This window comes from Ruegeria sp. BB1, from assembly GCF_056539465.1.
This window is the reverse complement of sequence record NZ_JBQFVB010000004.1, coordinates 213,126-233,451: the sequence shown is the minus strand read 5'-3', so window position 1 is coordinate 233,451 and position 20,326 is coordinate 213,126. Positions and strand designations below refer to the sequence as shown.

Below are 20,326 nucleotides of genomic sequence, written 5' to 3'. Positions count from 1 at the left end.
GAATGTTCGGGCTTATTCGACTTCCCATCCTGCTGATGATCGCATTTATTGTGGGCGTGTTCTTTGAACGCTCGAACCAGCGCGAGGCCTGTGAGGCACGCGGCGATTGGCAGGACGGATTATGTGTGACGGTGGACAAGCCAAATGAGTGATCTGATCTGTGTCGGCAGCATTGCGGGCTCGTACGGGGTGCGCGGCGAAGTGCGCCTGAAAAGCTTTTGCGCGGTCCCCGAGGATATCGAGACCTATTCCCCACTGACGGACGAAAACGGCGGCGAGCGTTACCCCTTGGTTTTGACCCGCCCCATCAAGAACGGGTTCGCCGCCCGATTGGGCGGGATTGAAACCAAAGAACAAGCGGACGCGATCAATGGCCTGCGTCTGTATGCCCGTCGCGATCAGCTACCCTCGTTGCCCGACGACGAATTTTATCATACCGATCTGATCGGGCTTGAGGTTTATGATACAGGCGGCACTCTGCTGGGCCGGGTGAAATCGGTGCAGAACCACGGCGCAGCCGACTTGCTGGAACTGCATGGTCCGGGTCTGAAATCTACGGTCTTGCTGCCTTTTACGCGCGAGGCTGTTCCGACGGTTGATCTGGACAAGGGCCGCATTGTCGCTGATCCGCCCGAAGGGCTGATCTGATGCGGAGGGTTTTGTTGCATCTAGGGCTGCACAAAACCGGCACCACCGCGGCCCAGTCTTTCCTGTATGACAACCGCGAATTGATCTGGCCGCATTTCTCGCTGATCTTGCCCTATCGCACCCGAAACTCGGGCCTATCCCGCGCGGCCACCACACATTCCATATATGGCACCGTGGGTACGTTGTCCGAATTCGGAACCCGGATGCGCGCCTTTCTCGAAACACTGGATTTCGGCACCAGACGCGGATTGATCGTCAGCGAAGAAAACTTTGCCGGATTACGCCCTAGCCGCAACATCGAACAGGGCTATGCAGCCGCACCGGAACTTGCCGCTTGTCTGGTGGACGCGGTCCGGCACCGCTTTGACCAGCAAGAGGTCGAAATCACGATCTACCTGTCCTTGCGCCAGCGCGGCGGCTGGCTGCGCAGCCTCTGGGCGCATGATCTGGAACGCATGCGTCAGGTCCATGACTTCGAAGCCTTCCGGGCAAGTATGGATCATCTGCCATCTTTGCAAGACACGGCAGACCAAATCCGCGAACGGCTGCCTTCAGTCACGGTGAAGACAGGTTGGCTTGAGGAATTGCAACTGCAACGCTTTGGTCCCGGCACCCCGTTCGCCGAATTTCTGAACCTGTCGCGCGACAAGACCAAACGTCTGGTGCCGCCTTCCCGGGTGAACAATCGCCTACCCGAGGACGTTCTGGCGGAATTGCTGGATTTGAATCGCTCGCGTCTGGACGAAGCCGCCTTGATTGCGCAAAAGACGGCGATAATTGAACGCGCAAAAGGCGCTCTGACCGGCACGACATGACAGACAAACCCAGTAAATCCCACGGTCGCAAGGCGATCCGGCCAACCCTGAAACCGCGCGAGCTGTTGACTCCTACGCCTGATCTGCATGGGGTGTGGAAGGCCAAGATCATCACTCTGTTTCCTTCAGCCTTTCCTGGGGTGCTGGGCGAAAGCCTGACCGGAAAGGCATTACAGGAAGGTTTGTGGCAGCTGGAAACCGTTGATCTGCGCCCGTTCGGCATCGGCAAACATCGCAACGTCGACGACACACCTGCGGGTGGTGGTGCAGGCATGGTGCTGCGTGCCGACGTTCTTGGAGAGGCGATCGAACACACGATGGCGGGTGTTCAGGGCAATTGGCCGCTGATCTATCTCAGCCCGCGTGGACGCCGGATGGATCAACGTATGATGCAAAACCTCGCGCGCTGCGACGGCATGACCCTGCTGTGTGGTCGCTTCGAGGGCGTCGATGAGCGGGTGCTGGAACATTATGGCGTCCAAGAGGTCAGCTTGGGCGACTTCGTTATGACCGGTGGTGAGATCGCAGCGCAAGCACTCATCGACGCCACGGTGCGATTGATCCCCGGCGTATTGGGCAATCAAGCCTCGGCCGAGGAAGAAAGCTTTTCGTCTGGTTTGCTGGAGCATCCGCAATACACGCGCCCCGCTGAATGGAAGGGCCGCCCGATCCCCGACATTCTGATGTCCGGCCACCACGGGCGCATTGCCGATTGGCGGCACGAAATGTCAGAACAGATCACCCGCGAACGGCGACCCGATCTGTGGGAGATCTACCGAAAGGAGCGGGACTAGCCCCCCGCCTTCCAGCGCGCCCAGCTTTCGGGGTGGCCGTTGAACGTGTTGATATCCACCTTGCCCTGCACGCCAGGCACCAGCCCGGTGCCGGTATATTGCCAGAACCGCCAGGACGATCTCGGATAAACCTGATGGGGGTGTCCGGCAACGGATCGCAGCCAGAATTCGGTCCCGCGCAGACGTCCTATTTCTGTATCCCCATGAAAATCCACCGTTGTATAGACGATCGGACGGCGTCCATAGTGACGTTCCAAGATATCTAGAAACCGCTTAGCCTCGGCCCGGACGGTGGCACCATCGGGGCGCAACCTGCAGGTTCTGGAATGCGGCGTCCACTCCATATCCAGCACATGCGGCAGGTCAGCCCCTTTTGGCACGTTCTTGATGAACCATCGGGCCTGTTCATGCGCTGGGCGGCAGAAATAATAATAATGATACGCCCCCCACGGCACGCCCGCAGCTTGCGCGCCACGGCGATGGTCTTCGAACAAGGGGTCGGCGACATCTCCACCTTCGGTCGCTTTGATGAACACAAAACTGACGCCTGATGCCTTGGCCTGATGCCAGTCGATCGGCCCCTGCCAGCGTGAGACATCCAGCCCATGCACCGGATAGTGGCCAGGATGCCGCCCATCCCAGTCATGCGGGTCGGCGTCGCCAAAGGCCGGGTAGATGACTGAAGGGGAAGTTGTACTTAGAAAAGCTTTGGCCTCGACCTTTTGAGGCGGAGGTGTGCTGCGACCACAGGACAGGGTCGCAAAGGCCATGACGGCCAGCATCAATGCAATGCGCATGATCGGTTCCTGTTTTTAAATTACTGCTCTTATAATTGCCCCCAGAATGCCTGATCCGCCTGATAACGCAACGGTGCAGTTTGCTTACGGCGAAAACCCACCACCCTTGCGTTGAAAATATGGTGTTTTTATCTTGATCCCTGATCGCAAACCCCGTAAAGCAGCGCAATCCGGTGCCGCGTAACGCGACTCCGGTGTTTTGGTTTGCATCATGGCGCATCGCTTAGCTTTCTTCAGCCACGGCGTGTCAGGGCAGGCCAGACCAAAGGAACATTCGATCTGACCTCTGGCGGGCTGTACGCAGGACCCGGTGAAGACCAAGAGCTCTCAGGCCGTGCTTAACTTCGTGGACCAACCACGAGCAGATAGGAGTAACTGCGATGGACTTGATCGCACAGCTTGAGGCGGAACAGATTGCCGCCCTGGGGAAAGACATCCCCGATTTCAAAGCCGGTGACACCATCCGTGTCGGCTTTAAAGTGACCGAAGGGTCGCGCACCCGTGTGCAGAACTACGAAGGCGTCTGCATCGCGCGCAAAGGTGGCGACGGCATCGCCGGATCGTTCACCGTCCGCAAAATCTCGTTTGGCGAAGGTGTGGAGCGTGTGTTCCCACTGCATTCGACCAACATCGACAGCATCACCGTTGTCCGCCGTGGCCGCGTCCGTCGCGCCAAACTGTACTATCTGCGCACCCGTCGCGGTAAATCCGCACGTATCGCAGAAGTCACAAACTACAAGCCCAAAGCTGGCGCCGAGGCGTAAGGAGCGGAAAGATGAAAAAAGACATCCATCCCGATTACCACTTCATCAACGTCAAAATGACCGATGGCACCGTGGTTCAGATGAAATCCACCTGGGGCAGCGAAGGCGACCAGCTGGCATTGGAAATCGACCCCTCCTCGCACCCCGCGTGGACCGGTGGCTCGTCGCGCCTGATGGACGCCGGCGGCCGCGTGTCGAAGTTCAAGAAGAAATACGAAGGTCTGGGCTTCTAATCCCACCCCGTTTCGAATGCGAAAGGCCGTCCCGAGGGGCGGCCTTTTTCTTTTTGGGACAGGCATGTGAGACGATACAAAGGGCCTGCCAGAAAGGAAGCCCCTGAAGGCACCCTCGCCGATCTCACGCGTCACACGCAGTGATCGCCGCACAATGCTGAAAAGGTGTTACACTTAGCACCAAGAACCGCCCTGATACGACGGAGACCCTAAAATGCCCAAGTACAATGATATGTTCGAACTTTCGGTGCAGGATATGGATCTGATCGAAACAGCCTTGCGCGGCTTGGCTGCCTCCCGTTCGCTGGCAACACCAGATGAAACGGATGATGGGAAAGTGGATCGCGAAAACACCCTGCGCCGCGTCCATGATCTTCTTGGCAAGCTGCACGATCAGAAGGTTTTCTATCGACCCAAAGATGGGGTGTACCTTGGAGGTTAAACCCATTTGATCCAGACCGGTCGACGTCCTTTTCCGCTAATGCATTTACCTGGGTGCGCGCGTCAGCTCTGCCGCACTGTGCAACGGCGGCACCGGCCCGCGCAGTAGCAGCAAGGCCAGTACCATGCCGACAAGCGCGGCAACCGCGGCGACCAACATGGCGCTGTCAAAGGCATTGTCCTGCAATTCGCGCAAAGCTTTGGCTAAGACAGAGCTGGTCGACGGGTCCATCCCCGCGATCAATTGCTGGATCTGGCTGGGCGTGCCGTGGGTCAGCGCATGTGCCAGATCCTCGCGCTGGGTTGACCCAGCGGGCAGCGCAGCGATCACCTCGGACAGACCGCGACGAATTGTGATGGACTCGGCCAGTCCACCGACCACCGCTCCAAGGGTGGCTCCGAAATAGAGGCAGGCGTTGATCACGCCTGACCCCTGGCCAACATGTTCTTCGGGTAGAAGACGCAGGCCGAGGCGCGGCAGCAAGGAAAAACAGATGCCCATACCGACGCCGACAATCAAAAGCTTCCACCAAATCTCGGCATATTGGGTGGAATTGTTGGTTGTCATCAGCAACAGGAACCCGCAGGCCATCGCCCCCAGGCCAATTGTAACGGGCCACCGGAAACTGTAGGGCGCCAAAAAGCGGGGCGCGGTCACCGAGATGACGAACATGCTGAGGCTGAGCGGCATGATCGCTAACCCTGCCCCGATAGAGCTGTATCTGAAGGCGTCCGGCGACTGCACGAAGGTGTTGAAATATACAAAGAAGCAGAACAGCGTGAAACCGGTAACAAACATGCCCGCCGCTGCCATAAAGTAACGCGGATGGCGAAAGTATCGCAGTTCAACCAGCGGATCTGAGCTGCGGCGTGAGACAATCACCAGTACGACGGTCGCCATTGCCGCGATGGCCAACGGCACCAACGTAAGCGGCGTGGCCCATCCACCGCTTTCCCCATTGCTGAGCGCAAAGGAAAGTGGCCCGAGGAACAACAGGATGGCAACTGCACCCGGATAGTCAAATTTCGCCCCGGCAAGGCGGGTGTCGGGTATGTATTTCCGTCTGCTGACGAGCAGTCCGATGGCGAAAGCCACCGCCAGCAGCACCAGGTCGGCCGCAAAAACCGCTCGCCAACTGACATAGTGGCCAAAGGCCCCGCCGACGATAGGCCCGACACCGATGGCCAGACCAACGATCGCGCCCCAGGCCCCGGTGACACTGGCGCGTTGTTCTTCGGGCGTAGCGGCGGTCAACAAAGACAACGAAGTGCCGAACAGCGCTGCTGCCCCTGCCCCCTGCGCACCACGACCAATCAGCAGCATCACCCCATCCTGAGCAAACAGCGCCAAGGCCGACCCGATCGCAAAGACGATCATACCAAAGAAAAATACGCCCATCTTTCCGGTAATGTCGCCCAGACGGCTGACGATGGTGACAAGCGTCGCGCTGGCTACGGAATAAGTTGCCATCACCCATTGCAGCCCGGACGGGGTCAGGTCGAACTCGGCTTTCAGGTTGGGCAGGATGGTGGTCACGGCGGTGGTATTAAACCCCACGACCATCATACAGATCGCCGTCATCGCCAGCACCACGCGGGCACGAGCCTGCGGGGTGACTTGTTCCGAGGTCTTGTCAGTCATCAACGCCCCTTAGATTGTAGGTCTTTAATCCAATTTATCAGCAGTTTAGCAGTTTTTTTCGCTTCGCATAGGGTGCGCGTCAGATCCAGTAGGACAGCGCAACCGGTAGAACAACAATCGTGGTCAGTGTCGAAACCAAAATGAATCCGGCCACATCCGGGCCGTATTCCGGCAAGTGCTGATCAATGAACAGGTAGGTCGCAACCGAAGATGGCATCAGACAACACAGGATAAACGCGCCGCGTTCAGCCCCGGTAAAGCCAAACGCCCAAACCAGCGCGCTTGAGATCGCAACCGCCATAACCAGATGCAGCAGGGTCAGCACCACCGCCAGACCCAGACGTTTGATCCGCAAAGTCGCCAGTGTATGGCCCAGCGTCAGCAACATCAGCGGAATCGATAACCCGCCGAGAATGTCGAAGGACTTGGCGATAGGTTGCGGCAGGCTGTACCCAGTCGCCATTAAAATCAGCGAAAGGGTCACAGCGTAGATGATCGGCGAGGTGGCAATTTTACGGGGCGAGAATTCTCCGGCCGGAATCCACATGCCGATGGTGAAGATACTGATCAGCACGACGACAACGAACCCCATCGCATAGGCCATGCCTGCGTCCCCCAACGCCAGCAGCGTGATCGGCAAGCCGATATTACCCACGTTGCTGTGCATCAGCGGTGTCAGAAATGCGCGTACCGGCAGGCGCATTGCCTTGAGGGCGACGAACCCCAGCACTCCGAATCCGGCGATGGCCAGTGCAGCGGCGGCCATTACATCCAGAAAAGTACCAATAGCGATACTGGTAGCGGACAGATGCGAGATGATCAGCGTCGGATACCCCACCCGCGACACGATCCCCCCGATCACCTTATTGTCGAACGGCGCTTTGATCAGGGCCAGACAATATCCGATTCCGGCGCAGATCAAGACGGGTAGGACCACGTTCAGAACGTTCAGAAACAGATGATCCACCGGTCGCCCCTATCGCAATTCTTTGCGTCTGACACTGAAACAGGGCACCGCTTTTGACAAGCACACAGCTTAACCCTATTCCACGTCATAGTTTTCCAATTTAGAGCCTGAAATCACCGATTGAGGTTCTTCCCATCTCGGTTTCCACAACATATAGTGGTTCGCAACAACGTGTGCGAAGCACGGCGGGACATGGGAATACAGGCATGGCACATATCATCGTAGTCGGAAACGAGAAGGGCGGCGCAGGCAAATCGACCGTGTCGATGCATGTGGCCACCGCACTGGCACGGCTGGGTCACAAAGTCAGCACCCTGGACCTGGATCTGAGACAGCGCAGCCTGGGGCGGTATTTCGAAAATCGCGGCAAATTCATGAACGGATCCGAGGTCCCCTTGCCCAGCCCGCGCCACCATGACCTGCCCGAGATCGACGCCTCCAAGCTGAAACCCGGTGAGAATATCTATGACCACCGCCTGTCCGCCGCCGTTTCTGAACTGGAAAGCGACAGCGATTTTATCCTGATCGACTGCCCCGGCTCGCATACCCGCCTCAGTCAGGTTGCGCATTCGCTGGCCGACACGCTGATCACACCGCTGAACGACAGCTTCATCGACTTTGACCTGTTGGCACGGATCGATTCAAAGGGCGAGAAGATCCTTGGACCCTCGGTCTATTCCGAAATGGTCTGGAACGCGCGGCAATTGCGGGCGCAGGCCGGGCTCAAACCCATCGACTGGGTGGTCGTGCGCAACCGCGTCGGTACACAGCGTATGGTCAACAAGGAAAAGATGCAGCGCGCGATCGAAATGCTGTCCCAGCGCATCGGCTTCCGTGTCGCGTCGGGCTTTTCCGAACGGGTCATCTTTCGAGAGTTGTTCCCGCGTGGCCTGACACTGTTGGACCTCAAGGATATCGGGGTCAAACAGCTGAACATCTCGAACATCGCAGCCCGGCAGGAACTGCGCGACATGATGAAGGAATTGAACCTGCCTGGGGTCGAGATCGACTTTTAGAAGTTGTTCTGACAAGGCTGCATAACCAAGCAGCCATACTCCACCCTTGCTCTTGCGCTGCCCCTGACGCAAACTTGTTTGCGGAGGAGGCATGTCATGACATCCAAGACCGCTGGTTCCACGCCACCTGACAAACTGACGCCGCAGCAGCAGGCTATGCCCAAAGTCAACAAAGTAACCGCCGGTGATATCACTGCGTCGCTGAAGGCCGGGTTTTCCGACTTTTTGGCTCGCCCCTTAATGAGCGGTTTCTTCGGCCTCTTCTATGCGGTTTTCGGTATCGTGTTTGTTTGGGGTCTGGTCTGGCTCGGCAAGATTTGGATGATCATTCCCGCCATTGTAGGCTTTCCACTGGTCGCGCCGTTTGCCGCGGCCGGGCTTTATGAAATGTCCCGTCGGTTGCAAAAAGGGGAAAGCTTCGGCTGGTCTGAAATCCTCACCGTCATGGCCAATCAACGCAAGCGTGAACTGGGCTGGATGGCCTTCGTCACCCTGTTCATATTCTGGGTGTGGGTATATCAGGTTCGGCTTTGGCTGGCGATTATCCTGCAGAATGCATCCTTTTCGGATTTTGACGGGTTCTTGAACACAGTCTTCTTCACGCCGCAGGGCTGGACTTTTCTGGCTGTTGGCACCTGCGTAGGCGGCTTTCTGTCTGCTGTGCTGTTCTCGGTGACCGTCATCGCCATGCCCATGCTGCTGGACCGGGAAACCAATTTCGTTTCTGCCATGATAACGTCCATTCGCGTCGTCACGGAAAACCCGGTGGTCATGCTTAGTTGGGCGGCGATCATTTCGGTCACCATGCTGTTGTCGATGGTTCCGGCTTTTCTAGGCTTAATCTTCACTCTGCCGATCCTTGGCCACACCACCTGGCACCTGTATCAGCGGGCCGTTTCACCGGCAGAGAGCTAATCAATCCAGCCAGTTAAATGCCCCGGCTAGGCCTCGGCGGCATTGTAGACCGTAAACAACTCTTTCGGCTCGGACACACCGCGCAACATGTAACGCCCAACCGAGATCAGGTCCTGGCCGCAAGGCTGAGCGGCGCGGGCCACGTCATCCGAGATCAGAATTCTCTGCCCCAGCGACCGATGCATCCCAGCGATCCGTGCGGTCTGGTTTACTGCTGGCCCGATAACAGTGAAATCCAACCGGGTCTCGGACCCGATATTGCCATACAGAATCTCGCCCGCATGCAGGGCCAGAGTAAAGTTGGCCACTGGCAAACCGTTTGCCTTACGGCGGGCGTTCAGGGCCTCCATCCGCTGCTGCAACATCGGTACAGCCTTCAGCGCGGCGCGCGCGTCTTCGTCGATCTCGCCGACGTCGAACATCGCCATCAGCCCATCGCCCATGAATTTCAGAATATTGCCGTCATTGTCGTGAACGACACCAACGGCTACGGCCAGATAGTCATTCAGCATGTCGATGATTTCAGCACCCGGTAGCTCTTCGGAGAGGCTGGTGAATCCTTCCAGGTCAAAATTCCACATCACCGCATCGATCTGCTGCAGTGATCCCCGCCGGATTTCACCAGACAGCACCCGCCGTCCCGCATCGCGACCCAGATAGACCCGCATCAAATCCTTGGAAACACGCGCACTTGCAGCAGATTTCAGCGCCAACCCCAGATGGGGCAAGGCTGTGTGGATCAATTCCAGATCTTTGTCCTCGAACCCCTTGGGGGCGTTCGATGTCCAAGACAACAGCACCCCGTCCACCGCCTTTTTGGCGTCTTTCGGAGCGTTATGGGTGGGAACGTCAAAATTAACACCGGTGGCGTAATAGTCGGTCGCACCAATCTGACGCAGGTCGTTTAACAAGGGAAAACGGCTGGGCTCATTCTGATCGACCAGGCGTTCGCGGATCTCGTCTATCTCATTGTTCAAGATCGCAAACAAAGGGCTTTGCTGCCATTGTTCGCTGGGTTGCTCGGAATACTCAAAGGTCTCGGATTCTCCGCCCCTGCCCTCGTACCAGCTGAAGCCGGTCCCGCCGTAAACGGGATGCAAGGCCGACTGCGCGGCGTGAAAACGCATTAGCGGCACGCCAAGTTCCAAAAGTTTGTTGCAATAGCCATCCAGCAGCTCTTCTTTCGCTGCCCCTTCCAGGCCGCGTGTAACCAACCAGTCAATAAGATCATTGGATTTTGCCGTTTCGGCAGTCAGGGTTGTCATTTTAATATTTTTCCAGTGTCCGCTCTGGTTGTCATCTGGGGACCAGGGGCCGCGATTACCAGTGCTCAATCCATATGTGCCAGCCGCCGCAGCATATTGCGCAACAGCACGACTTCATCTGGGTTAAATTGGGCCGTCAGTTTTGCGTCATATTGCTCGGCAATACCGCTTAGCTCGCGATAGACGGATTGCCCCATGTGGGTCAAAATCAGGTTTTCGACCCTGCGGTCTGTTTCACTGCGATTGCGCACCAGGTACCGGCGGGACTCTAACCTGTGTACTGCGCGGCTGATCTTGGTTTTGTGCAATCGGGCGCGTTCGCCGATCTCTTTGGCTGTCATCTCTCCATAATTGCCCAGGTGAAACAGAACCCGCCATTCGGTGCGCAGCATACCGTAACGATCCTTGTAGATCTGCTGGAACTCTAACGAGATTTCCTCGGCCGCGCGGTTCAGCAGATAGGGCAGGAAATCTTGCAGATCAAAGCCATCATTTTCGCTAAATTGATCATCTGTCATGCTTGTTAGTTACAAAAACAACTATTATTCCTCAAGCAGCAAATGGAGGAACACAGGATGAACCATCCGACTGATCCGCATAAAATGACCCAGGCCAGCACGCCCGTGGGCACCCATGCAGGCTATATGCCTGGCTTTGGAAATGACTTTGAAACCGAGGCCTTGCCTGGCGCGTTACCACAGGGAATGAACAGCCCGCAGCGCTGTAATTATGGCCTTTATGGAGAACAACTCAGCGGCACGGCCTTTACCGCCAACCCGCCCGAGCGGACGTGGTGTTACCGCATCCGGCCTTCGGTCAAGCATTCGCATCGCTACGAAAAGGTAGACCTGCCCTATTGGAAATCCGCGCCTTGCGTTGATCCGGATGTGATCAGTCTGGGCCAGTATCGCTGGGATGCAGTGCCTCATTCCGATCAGGGGCTGACCTGGTTAACGGGCATGCGCACGATGACCACGGCGGGCGATGTGAACACGCAGGTGGGCATGGCCAGCCATATCTATCTGGTTACCGAGTCGATGGTGGATGCCTACTTCTTCTCAGCCGATTCCGAGCTGCTGGTGGTGCCGCAGGAAGGCCGCCTGCGCTTTGCGACCGAACTGGGGATTATTGATCTGGAACCTAAAGAGATTGCCATCATCCCGCGCGGACTGGTCTTTCGCGTCGAGGTACTGGAAGGCCCCGCACGTGGCTTTGTCTGCGAGAACTACGGTCAGAAATTCGAGATGCCCGGTCGTGGCCCGATCGGCGCCAATTGCATGGCCAATCCGCGAGACTTCAAAGCGCCGGTGGCGGCGTTTGAAGACCGCGAGGTGCCCTCGACCGTGACCGTCAAATGGTGCGGGCAGTTCCATACAACGAAGATCGGCCAAAGCCCGCTGGACGTGGTCGCGTGGCACGGCAACTATGCGCCCTACAAATACGATCTGCGCACCTATTGCCCGGTCGGCGCGATCCTGTTTGATCACCCCGACCCGTCGATCTTTACTGTGCTGACTGCGCCCTCGGGGCAGCCGGGCACGGCCAATATCGACTTTGTCCTGTTCCGCGAACGCTGGATGGTGGCCGAGGATACGTTCCGCCCGCCATGGTATCACAAGAACATCATGTCTGAGCTGATGGGCAACATCTACGGTCAGTATGACGCCAAACCGCAGGGCTTTGTTCCCGGTGGGATGAGCCTTCACAACATGATGCTGCCGCACGGGCCGGATCGCGAGGCGTTCGAAAAGGCCTCGAATGCCAACCTTGGCCCCGACAAGCTGGACAACACCATGTCCTTCATGTTCGAGACCCGCTTTCCACAGCATCTGACGCCTTTTGCCGCCAACGAGGCCCCCTTGCAGGACGATTACATTGACTGCTGGACCTCTCTTGAGAAAAAGTTCGACGGAACCCCTGGCAAAAAGTGAGGCTGAGATGAGCTTTGATATCTGGATCACCTATGTCGTCACCGTCTTGCTGCTGATGAGCACACCCGGCCCCAGCCAATTGCTGATGCTGTCCAATTCCGCAACCAATGGCCTGAAACGCGGCGTGTTCACGGCAGCCGGAGACCTGACGGCCAATCTGTTGCAAATGCTCGCTGCGGGGCTTGGTCTGGCCGCGATCATTGCGGCCTCGGGCACAGCGCTGGCGGTGATCAAATGGCTAGGCGTGGCCTATCTGGTGTTCCTTGGGGTGAAGATGATCGTAAAGGCGGACCGCACGACCACGCAGACCGCGCCGCGCGCCAGCAGCAAGGCGCTTTGGATGCAGGGCTTTATTACTTCAGCAGCCAATCCCAAGGCTGTGGTGTTCTTCGCGGCCTTGTTCCCGCTATTCATTGACGGCACGCTGCCGTTCTGGCCGCAGTTCGCACTCCTCTCTGCCACCTATCTGGCCATCGACGGGCTGTTTTTGACCGCCTATGGCGGCAGCGCCAGCTGGCTGGCTTTGCGGCTCAAAGGTTCGGCGCGGCTGTGGCTGGATCGGGCTGGGGGCGGGTTCATGATAGTGGCCGCGCTTTTGCTGGGGCTAAAATCCTTGCGCGACGCGCAATAGATCAGACAAACAAGGATCACAGATGCCTTTGATGAAATCCTGGGTGGCCTCGGCCAATGACGCGGCCCACCCTTTTCCACTGAACAACCTGCCCTTTGGCGTGTTTTCGACCGGGGGCGACGAGCCCCGCTGTGGTGTCGCCATCGGAGACTTGATCCTGGATGTCACCACGGCCGAAGCCGAGGGTTTGATCGACCTGTCCGATGAGCCACTGTTTGACCTGCCCTTTTGGAACCCGCTGATGGAGCAAGGCCCCGCCGTCTGGGCTGCCCTGCGCGATCGGTTGACAGATTTGCTGACCGAAGGGTCGGAAGAGCAAGACAAGGTCGAACCCCTGCTTATCGCGCAGGCAGAGGCTGAAATGCACATGCCGTTTGCCGTCAGCGAATACACCGATTTCTACGCGGGACGGCATCACGCCCAGAATGTCGGAACCATGTTCCGCGGCCCGGAAAACGCGCTGCCGCCGAACTGGCTACACATCCCGATCGGTTATAACGGCCGGGCGTCGTCAGTTGTTGTCTCGGGTACGGACATTCGCCGCCCCTGGGGTCAGCTGAAAGGGCCGAATGACGACACGCCCCGCTTTGCCCCCTCGGCACGGTTCGATATCGAGCTTGAGATGGGCGCCATCGTCGGCACCCCGTCGGAGGGTCCGATCTCGGTGCAGGAGGCGGATGACAACATCTTTGGCTACGTCCTGCTGAACGACTGGTCCGCGCGTGATATCCAGGCCTGGGAATACCAGCCTCTCGGCCCGTTTCAGGCCAAGGCCACGGCCACTTCGATCAGCCCGTGGATCATCACCAAAGCGGCGTTGGAGCCGTTCCGCTGCGACACTCCGGAACGTGAGGTCGAACTGCTGGATCACCTGAAAGATTGCGGCCCGATGCTGTATGATATCGATCTGGAAATCTCAATGGCGCCCAATGGCAAGGCCGCCACAACCATCGCGCGGACCAATTACAAGGAAATGTACTATTCAGCCGCGCAGCAACTGGCGCATCACACCACATCCGGCTGCCCGATGAACACCGGCGATCTGCTGGGGTCTGGCACCATTTCGGGTCCAACTAAGCCCGAACGCGGCTCACTGCTGGAGCTAAGCTGGGGAGGAAAGGAACCCCTGACACTGGACAGCGGTGAATCCCGCAGTTTCATCGAAGATGGCGACACGTTAGAGTTGAAGGGCGCTGCCAAAGGTGCCGGTTACACGATTGGCTTCGGCAATTGCACCGGAACCGTTCTCGCCGCGCTCGACACCCCATATGCACGATGAAACGTGCCCAAACGTGATTGGATCAAACGTGACCCTGAAAACTCTTGTTGCTTCTCTGATACTGGCCATCGGGTTCAGCCATTCGGCCTTGGCCGCCGATAATCAAGCCTTAGCCGAGGAATATGTGAAGTTGCCGGATGTGCAATTGATGATGGACAACATGTTCTCACCCGAAGGTATGGCAGCGCAGGTTGCGGCCACTCTTCCGCCGGGCGTTACTGTGACGGAGGATCAGTTGCAGCGTATTGGTGTTGTGATGTCTGGCGCGATGCAAAGCCTGCGTCCGAAATTGGAACAGCAGATGATCGACAGCAGCGCTGACTTGTTCTCGGCCGAAGAACTGTCTGCATTGATCGATTTCTACGGATCAGAGCATGGCAGCGCCATCATGGGCAAAATGCAGCCGTTCATGCAGCAAACCATGGGAGCCCTGTCCGCTGACATGCAGCGCGTGACGTTACAAGTCACACCTGAGTTGGCAAAGATCCTGCAGGAAACAAACTGATGACAAAGGCCTTCGCCTCGCAATCGGATCTTTCTGAGAAGGCGATCTCGTTCACCGAAATTGGCGAGGGCCTATATGCCTTTACAGCGCAGGGCGATCCAAATTCCGGCGTAATCATCGGCGACGACAGCGTGATGATTATCGAAGCACAAGCCACACCGCAGCTGGCACGCAAGGTGATCGACTGCGTGCGTTCGGTCACGGATAAGCCGATTACACATTTGGCGCTGACGCATTATCATGCGGTCCGTGTACTGGGCGCGAGTGCCTACGAGGCGCAGCAGATCATCATGTCGGACAAGGCCCGCGCTATGGTTGCCGAACGCGGGCAAGAGGATTGGGATAGCGAGTTTCAGCGCTTTCCCCGCCTGTTTGAAGGGCACGAAAGCATTCCCGGCCTGACATGGCCCACGACTTCATTTCGGGACAGGATGACTGTTTATCTGGGCAATCGCAGGGTCGACCTCATGCACCTGGGTCGCGCCCACACTGCCGGGGACATCGTGATTCATGTGCCAGACCAGAACGTAATGTTCACTGGCGACATCGTCGAATATCATTCCGCCTGCTACTGCGGTGACGGGCATTTCGGCGACTGGGGCGGTACGCTGGACGCAATCAAGGCGTTTGATCTGAATGCCATCGCCCCGGGGCGCGGAGATGCGCTGATCGGGGCAGACATGGTGAACGCAGCGATTGAAAGCACCCGCGACTTCGTCAACAGCACCTACCGACCGGTGGCACGGGTCGCCGCGTGTGGCGGCACCTTAAAACAGGCCTGGGAAGCTGTGCGCGCTGAATGCGACCCCAAATTCGCCGACTATGCGATCTATGAACACTGTTTGCCCTTCAACGTCGCGCGCGCCTATGACGAGGCACGCGGCATTGACACCCCACGCATCTGGACCGCCCAGCGCGACCTTGAGATGTGGTCGAATCTGCAAAGTTAAGGACATTCCGTCGCATTTGATCCAGATCGTTTTGCGTCGGAAAAATCAATGAAAGCATTGGGCAAGGTCTCGGGCGTGGCCGCGTCAGAGGACAGGAGATTTGCGTCTTGCGCGCATATGTATCGGGGGAGAACCCATGAACAAGATTTTCGAAGTCCCACTTTACGCATACGAACGCAGCCCGGATCAGGACGCTGCCATCGCCATCCGGCACAAGGTCATTGTGGTCGGTGCCGGGCCGGTCGGGCTGGTCACTGCGATAGATCTGGCCCAGCAAGGTGTCCCGGTCGTGGTGTTGGATGACAATGACAAGGTCAGCTTCGGCAGCCGGGCCATCTGCTTTTCGCAACGTACACTGGATATTGCTGACCGTCTGGGCGCGGGTAGCCCCATGGTGGACAAGGGCGTGCAGTGGAATGTCGGCAAGGTCTATTTCGACAATCGCCAAGTCTATGAGTTCAATCTGCAACCCGACACGGGTTTTGCAAACCCGGCCTTCATCAATCTTCAGCAATACTATTTCGAAAATGCTCTGGTCGACCGTGTGCGGCAATTGCAGGCTTCGGGCACGCCCATCGAAATCCGCGGGCGCAACAAGGTCGAGGCCATCGGCACCCATGACACCCACGTGGTGCTTGAGGTCGAAACCCCCGAGGGGCCCTATAACGTCGAAGCCGAGTGGCTGATTGCCTGCGACGGTGCCAGCTCGCCGACCCGTCGCAGGCTGGGGCTGGATTTCGATGGCCGCGTCTTCGAAGACAACTTCCTGATCGCCGACGTGGTGATGGAGGCCGATCTCCCAACCGAGCGCTGGTTCTGGTTCGATCCGCCGTTCAATCGCGGGCAGTCGGCTCTGTTGCACAAGCAGCCCGACAATGTCTGGCGCATTGACCTGCAATTGGGTTGGGACATCGACAAAGAGCGCGAAAAACGCCCCGAGAATGTCATCCCCCGCCTCAAAGCCATGCTGGGCGAGGATGTGGATTTCGATCTGGAATGGGTATCGGTGTATACGTTCCAATGCCGCCGGATGGAGCGGTTCCGCCATGGGCGCGTTCTGTTTGCCGGGGACAGCGCCCATCAGGTCAGCCCGTTTGGGGCACTTGGGGCAAACACAGGAATTCAGGACGCTGATAACCTGTGTTGGAAATTGAAACTGGTTCTGGACGGCAAAGCGCCCGAGCTTTTGCTGGACAGCTATAGCCGCGAGCGAGTGCAGGCAGCGGATGAGAATATCACGAAATCCAGCCGCTCGACCGACTTCATCACGCCGAAATCCCAGATGTCGCAACTGTTGCGGGACGCGGTTCTGGACCTCAGCGAACATTTCGAATTTGCCCGCCCTCTGGTCAATTCCGGACGGTTGAGCACGCCCTGCGCCTATCAGGGGTCTTCGCTCAGCTCAGCCGATGCACTGGACGGCCCGGATATCACGCGACCGGGCTCGGCCTGCCCGGATGCGCCGCTGGGCGATGAATTCTTGTTGCCAAAATTGGCAGGCAAGTTCACCCTGTTGACCATTGACGCCGACGCCCCCGAGCGGATCGAAGAAGACGGGGTTGAAGCCACCCGGCTTGCGTTGTCGGTCAAGGATGACCTGACGCTGGAACTCAAGCGTCGGTATCTGGGCGATGCCGCCAGCGCGGTCTATCTGATCCGCCCCGACCAGCATGTTGCCGCGCGGCGTGACAGCTACGAAGAAAACGCATTCCGGCAGGCGATCCGCCGGGCCACCGGCAAGGAGTAAGAAAATGACTGATCTGATCCTCACCCCCAATCTCGACAATGCCGATGATTTCTATGCCGGACTGCTGGCCGCCCATGACGGGTTGGACAAATCCGCAAGCGACGCGCTGAACGCGCGTCTGGTCCTGGTTTTGGCGAACCATATCGGGGACTCCGACGTGCTGAACCAGGCAGTCGAAGCCGCGGCCCTAAGAGAGACCTGAAACAATGGGCGAAGTGGTTCTTTTTGATTTCTGGCGCTCATCGGCCAGCTACCGTGTGCGCATCGCGCTGAATTTGGCGGGAATTGCCTATCGCCCTGTCTTTGTTGATCTAAAGGCCGGGGACCAGAAGTCACAAGACCATCTTGCGCGTAACCCGCAGGGGCTGGTTCCGGTGCTGGATATTGACGGGCTGCGATTGACGCAATCTTTGGCAATCATCGACTATCTGGATCAAAGCCGGGGGTTGGGCTTATTGCCTGCCGAGCCTGCATTGCGCGCCAAGGCAACGGCGCTGGCACACTCCATCGCGGTGGACATCCACCCGGTCTGCAACCTGTCGGTGGCGCAATATGCCACAAAGCTGAGCAACGGCGCCGAAGGGATGCCGGGCGATTGGATGCGCCACTTCATCCGACCCGGCCTGCTGGCGTTTGAAACGCTGCTGGCGGGATTTGACCAGACACCCTATTGCACGGGCAGCAGCCCAGGGCTGGCCGATCTATGCTTGATGCCGCAACTCTATAATGCGCGGCGCTGGCAGGTTGATTTGTCATACCTGCCCCGCATCCTTGCAGTCGAGGCCGCCTGTGCCGACCATCCCGCCTTTGCCGCGGCACATCCAAATGCGAATGCCCCTACTTAACCCGGCGCACAGGGTATGTGTGCCGATGAGGATAGGAATGGCTGCAAGTTCGACCTAGGTTTTCTGTGAAACAGATGGATGAGGTCGCCATGCCCGAGATCACCGGCTATCACGCCCATGTCTATTTTGACGCGGACACAGTGGATGCCGCACGACGGGTTTGCGAAGAAGCGGCAGGGCTGTTCTCTATTGATATGGGTCGCGTGCATGAACGCAATGTCGGCCCTCACCCACGCTGGAGCTGCCAGCTGGCCTTTGCACCGGACGCGTTCGATCAGGTCATTCCCTGGCTGATGCTGAACCGGCAGGGCCTGACCATCTTCACCCACCCCGAAACCGGACAGCACCTTGAGGATCATCGGGACCGGGCCATCTGGATGGGTGAGATGCTTGAGCTGAACCTTTCGATCTTTGACAAGATGGGCGCTTAGGTCAGCGTACGCGCCTGATCCCTCAGGACAAACTTCTGAACCTTCCCAGTTGAGGTTTTGGGCAAGGTTCCGAACACCACTGTCTTAGGCGCTTTGAAATGGGCCATGTTATCCCGGCAGAATGCGATCAACTCCGCCTCGGTCGCGGTGGCGTCAGGCTTTAGCTCGACAAAGGCGCAGGGGGTTTCGCCCCATTTTTCGTCCGGTCGCGCCACAACTGCGGCCTCCATCACTGCTGGGTGTTTGTACAGGATGCCTTCGACCTCGACCGACGAGATATTCTCGCCCCCTGAAATGATGATGTCCTTGGACCGATCCTTAAGCGCGATATAGCCGTCGGGATACATCACCCCCAGATCGCCCGAAGCAAACCAACCGCCGTTAAAGGCTTTGTCCGTTGCCTCGGGATTTTTCAGATAGCCCTTCATCACCACGTTGCCCTGCATGAAAATCTCACCCATGGTTTCGCCATCGGCAGGTACAGGTTCTAGCGTTTCAGGGTCGGCCACCATCAGGCCCGACAGGGCCGAATAGCGCACCCCCTGCCGCACCTTCAGCGCCGCGCGTTCCTGTGCATCCTTGGTGTTCCATTCGTCTTTCCAGGCGCAGACCACCGATGGGCCATAGGTCTCGGTCAGACCATACACATGGGTCACCTCGACCCCCATGGCTTCCATCGCTTCAATCACGGCGGCAGGGGGCGGAGCACCCGCAGTCATCACCTTGATCTGATGATCAAAGTCTTTCAACTCATCCGGTGCATGGGCCAGCATATTCAGCACAATTGGCGCGCCACAGAAATGCGTGACCTTCTCATCCCTGAAGGCTGCATAGATCGGCTCGGCCCGCACCGCGCGCAGACAGACCGAAACGCCCGCATTGGCCGCCATCGCCCATGGAAAACACCAGCCATTGCAATGGAACATCGGCAAGGTCCACAGATAGACCGCGTGTTTCGGCATATCCCAATCCAACAAGTCCGACTGTGCGTTCAGCGCCGCGCCCCGATGGTGATAAACCACGCCTTTCGGATTGCCCGTTGTCCCGGACGTGTAATTCAGCGTGATCGCGTCCCATTCGTCTTTGGGCAAGGACCACTCAAATTCAGGATCGCTGTCTGCCAGCAAGGCGTCATAGGTCAGGTTGCCCAACTTTTCTCCGCCCTCAAAACTGGCGTCTTCGATATCAATGACCAGCAGGTCGTGGTCGACCTGTTTCAGCGCCTCTTTCACCACACCCGAAAATTCGGGATCGACCAGCAGCACCTTGGATTCCGCGTGATTAAGGATGAAGGCAATGATCGCCGCATCCAAACGCGTGTTGATCGCGTTCAAAACGGCACCGGCCATGGGCACGCCAAAATGTGCCTCGTACATTTCAGGGATATTGGCGGCAATAATCGACACAGTGTCGCCCTGCCCTATTCCACGTGCGACCAATGCGCCCGCCAGACGGCGGCATCGGGCATAGGTCTCGGCCCAGCTATACCGGCGATCACCATACACAACCGAGGGGTAATCAGGGTAAACCTGCGCTGTGCGCTCGAGAAAGCTCAACGGGGACAACGGCACATAGTTGGCCCGGCATTTGTCCAGATGACGCTCGTAAATTTGTGTGGCTCCCATCCGCTGATCCTCCCAATCGCGATTTGCGCGAATTGAGCACAAAGTTGAGCCCCTGACAAACCCGTAAAAATACGTCTCAGGAATG

The 20,326-nt window shown here is 57.8% G+C and carries 24 protein-coding genes; 18 read left to right on the top strand and 6 right to left on the bottom strand.

Going from position 1 to position 20,326, the window contains the following annotated elements:
• Nucleotides 1-2 precede the first annotated feature (2 nt).
• The 4 genes from ACR0AL_RS12085 to trmD are packed head-to-tail and all read left to right on the top strand — an operon-like array spanning nt 3 to nt 2,257.
• Nucleotides 3-152, top strand: coding sequence for a hypothetical protein (locus ACR0AL_RS12085; RefSeq protein ID WP_165590802.1), 150 nt, complete (start codon nt 3-5; stop codon nt 150-152).
• Nucleotides 145-648, top strand: a complete 504-nt coding sequence (rimM, locus tag ACR0AL_RS12080; RefSeq protein ID WP_170350321.1) for a ribosome maturation factor RimM — start codon at nt 145-147, stop codon at nt 646-648. Before ACR0AL_RS12085 ends, rimM begins: the two co-directional genes overlap by 8 nt.
• Nucleotides 648-1,463: a hypothetical protein gene (locus ACR0AL_RS12075; RefSeq protein WP_170350320.1), complete on the top strand. Its 816-nt coding sequence runs from the start codon at nt 648-650 to the stop codon at nt 1,461-1,463. Before rimM ends, ACR0AL_RS12075 begins: the two co-directional genes overlap by 1 nt.
• The gene (trmD, locus tag ACR0AL_RS12070) at nt 1,460-2,257 is read left to right on the top strand and encodes a tRNA (guanosine(37)-N1)-methyltransferase TrmD (RefSeq protein WP_170350319.1); all 798 of its coding nucleotides are present in this window, start codon (nt 1,460-1,462) and stop codon (nt 2,255-2,257) included. Before ACR0AL_RS12075 ends, trmD begins: the two co-directional genes overlap by 4 nt.
• Here the strand turns inward: trmD and ACR0AL_RS12065 are convergent.
• Nucleotides 2,254-3,054 carry a glycoside hydrolase family 25 protein gene (locus tag ACR0AL_RS12065; RefSeq protein WP_170350318.1) on the bottom strand — a complete coding sequence of 267 codons (801 nt, stop codon included), beginning with the start codon at nt 3,052-3,054 and terminating at the stop codon, nt 2,254-2,256. The two genes, trmD and ACR0AL_RS12065, sit on opposite strands and share 4 nt — an antisense overlap.
• A 380-nt stretch (nt 3,055-3,434) precedes the next feature.
• Here ACR0AL_RS12065 and rplS point away from each other — a divergent pair, with 380 nt between their 5' ends.
• From rplS to ACR0AL_RS12050, 3 genes are all read left to right on the top strand, one after another.
• On the top strand, nt 3,435-3,818 hold the full coding sequence (rplS, locus tag ACR0AL_RS12060; protein WP_170350317.1) for a 50S ribosomal protein L19: 384 nt from the start codon (nt 3,435-3,437) through the stop codon (nt 3,816-3,818).
• A gap of 11 nt (nt 3,819-3,829) precedes the next feature.
• Nucleotides 3,830-4,051 carry a 50S ribosomal protein L31 gene (gene rpmE, locus ACR0AL_RS12055; RefSeq protein ID WP_170350316.1) on the top strand — a complete coding sequence of 74 codons (222 nt, stop codon included), beginning with the start codon at nt 3,830-3,832 and terminating at the stop codon, nt 4,049-4,051.
• 214 nt (nt 4,052-4,265) lie between these two features.
• Nucleotides 4,266-4,493 carry a hypothetical protein gene (locus ACR0AL_RS12050; protein WP_170517944.1) on the top strand — a complete coding sequence of 76 codons (228 nt, stop codon included), beginning with the start codon at nt 4,266-4,268 and terminating at the stop codon, nt 4,491-4,493.
• A gap of 45 nt (nt 4,494-4,538) precedes the next feature.
• Here the strand turns inward: ACR0AL_RS12050 and ACR0AL_RS12045 are convergent, their stop codons facing one another.
• On the bottom strand, nt 4,539-6,134 hold the full coding sequence (locus ACR0AL_RS12045) for an MFS transporter (protein WP_480663188.1): 1,596 nt from the start codon (nt 6,132-6,134) through the stop codon (nt 4,539-4,541).
• Between the two features lie 79 nt (nt 6,135-6,213).
• The gene (locus ACR0AL_RS12040) at nt 6,214-7,101 is read right to left on the bottom strand and encodes an AEC family transporter (RefSeq protein ID WP_480663186.1); all 888 of its coding nucleotides are present in this window, start codon (nt 7,099-7,101) and stop codon (nt 6,214-6,216) included.
• Between the two features lie 206 nt (nt 7,102-7,307).
• Here ACR0AL_RS12040 and ACR0AL_RS12035 point away from each other — a divergent pair, with 206 nt between their 5' ends.
• Together ACR0AL_RS12035 and ACR0AL_RS12030 are read left to right on the top strand one after the other, a co-directional pair.
• Nucleotides 7,308-8,117 carry a division plane positioning ATPase MipZ gene (locus ACR0AL_RS12035; RefSeq protein WP_170350312.1) on the top strand — a complete coding sequence of 270 codons (810 nt, stop codon included), beginning with the start codon at nt 7,308-7,310 and terminating at the stop codon, nt 8,115-8,117.
• Between the two features lie 96 nt (nt 8,118-8,213).
• On the top strand, nt 8,214-9,032 hold the full coding sequence (locus ACR0AL_RS12030; protein WP_170350311.1) for a DUF2189 domain-containing protein: 819 nt from the start codon (nt 8,214-8,216) through the stop codon (nt 9,030-9,032).
• Nucleotides 9,033-9,058: 26 nt separating this feature from the next.
• Here the strand turns inward: ACR0AL_RS12030 and ACR0AL_RS12025 are convergent, their stop codons facing one another.
• Entirely contained in the window at nt 9,059-10,297 is a 1,239-nt protein-coding gene (locus tag ACR0AL_RS12025) for an adenylate/guanylate cyclase domain-containing protein (RefSeq protein ID WP_170350310.1), read from the bottom strand.
• 65 nt (nt 10,298-10,362) lie between these two features.
• Entirely contained in the window at nt 10,363-10,815 is a 453-nt protein-coding gene (locus ACR0AL_RS12020; RefSeq protein ID WP_480663184.1) for a MarR family winged helix-turn-helix transcriptional regulator, read from the bottom strand.
• Between the two features lie 57 nt (nt 10,816-10,872).
• Here ACR0AL_RS12020 and hmgA point away from each other — a divergent pair, with 57 nt between their 5' ends.
• From hmgA to ACR0AL_RS11975, 9 genes are all read left to right on the top strand, one after another.
• Entirely contained in the window at nt 10,873-12,228 is a 1,356-nt protein-coding gene (gene hmgA / locus ACR0AL_RS12015; RefSeq protein ID WP_480663182.1) for a homogentisate 1,2-dioxygenase, read from the top strand.
• Between the two features lie 7 nt (nt 12,229-12,235).
• Nucleotides 12,236-12,859, top strand: coding sequence for a LysE family translocator (locus tag ACR0AL_RS12010; protein WP_480663180.1), 624 nt, complete (start codon nt 12,236-12,238; stop codon nt 12,857-12,859).
• Between the two features lie 22 nt (nt 12,860-12,881).
• Entirely contained in the window at nt 12,882-14,138 is a 1,257-nt protein-coding gene (gene fahA, locus ACR0AL_RS12005) for a fumarylacetoacetase (RefSeq protein ID WP_480663178.1), read from the top strand.
• 28 nt (nt 14,139-14,166) lie between these two features.
• A complete protein-coding gene (locus tag ACR0AL_RS12000) occupies nt 14,167-14,643 on the top strand; it encodes a DUF2059 domain-containing protein (protein ID WP_170359943.1) in 477 nt (158 codons plus the stop codon).
• A complete protein-coding gene (locus ACR0AL_RS11995; protein WP_480663176.1) occupies nt 14,643-15,593 on the top strand; it encodes an MBL fold metallo-hydrolase in 951 nt (316 codons plus the stop codon). Before ACR0AL_RS12000 ends, ACR0AL_RS11995 begins: the two co-directional genes overlap by 1 nt.
• Nucleotides 15,594-15,729: 136 nt before the next feature.
• Nucleotides 15,730-17,340 (top strand): FAD-dependent oxidoreductase, encoded by a 1,611-nt coding sequence (locus tag ACR0AL_RS11990; RefSeq protein WP_480663174.1) that lies wholly within the window; start codon nt 15,730-15,732, stop codon nt 17,338-17,340.
• A 4-nt stretch (nt 17,341-17,344) separates the two neighbouring features.
• Nucleotides 17,345-17,542: a DUF2783 domain-containing protein gene (locus ACR0AL_RS11985; protein WP_170350302.1), complete on the top strand. Its 198-nt coding sequence runs from the start codon at nt 17,345-17,347 to the stop codon at nt 17,540-17,542.
• 4 nt (nt 17,543-17,546) lie between these two features.
• Nucleotides 17,547-18,185, top strand: coding sequence for a maleylacetoacetate isomerase (gene maiA / locus ACR0AL_RS11980; RefSeq protein WP_170350301.1), 639 nt, complete (start codon nt 17,547-17,549; stop codon nt 18,183-18,185).
• Between the two features lie 89 nt (nt 18,186-18,274).
• Nucleotides 18,275-18,616, top strand: a complete 342-nt coding sequence (locus ACR0AL_RS11975; RefSeq protein WP_170350427.1) for a DOPA 4,5-dioxygenase family protein — start codon at nt 18,275-18,277, stop codon at nt 18,614-18,616.
• Here ACR0AL_RS11975 and ACR0AL_RS11970 read toward each other — a convergent pair.
• On the bottom strand, nt 18,613-20,241 hold the full coding sequence (locus tag ACR0AL_RS11970; protein ID WP_170350300.1) for an acyl-CoA synthetase: 1,629 nt from the start codon (nt 20,239-20,241) through the stop codon (nt 18,613-18,615). The genes ACR0AL_RS11975 and ACR0AL_RS11970 overlap by 4 nt on opposite strands.
• Between the last annotated feature and the right edge of the window lie 85 nt (nt 20,242-20,326).